At 63.3% G+C, this 278-nt stretch carries 1 pseudogene; it reads right to left on the bottom strand.

Going from position 1 to position 278, the window contains the following annotated elements:
• Nucleotides 1–200 (bottom strand): annotated as a pseudogene (locus tag EN859_RS37835) (DOPA 4,5-dioxygenase family protein); the annotation flags it as partial.
• Nucleotides 201–278: the final 78 nt, after the last annotated feature.

Here is a 278-nt window from a genome sequence, read left to right as displayed (position 1 = left end):
TCCGTATTCACCTCCAGCGCCTCTTCCGCCTCATCCTCCTCGCCAAGGATCTCCCCGTTCACCACCAACGCCCGCCCGATCCAGATCGGGTCGATCAGATGGTCGCACTTGGGGTTGGTGGTGTTGGGGTGGATGCGGATGCTCAAGCCGCCGTGGTTCAGCATCAGCCATGGAACGAGCGTTGCAAAAATCCCGGTCGCGAACGAGACCTGTTACATGGCCTGCTGATGCGGGCCGACCGGCTCGTCGCGCCAGTTGCCCAGGCGCACGCGGAAACG

This window comes from Mesorhizobium sp. M00.F.Ca.ET.216.01.1.1 (assembly GCF_004010325.2).
Taxonomy (GTDB): Bacteria; Pseudomonadota; Alphaproteobacteria; order Rhizobiales; family Rhizobiaceae; genus Mesorhizobium.
The sequence above is the reverse complement of the archived record's forward strand: the minus strand, read 5'-3'. Positions and strand labels throughout refer to the sequence as shown.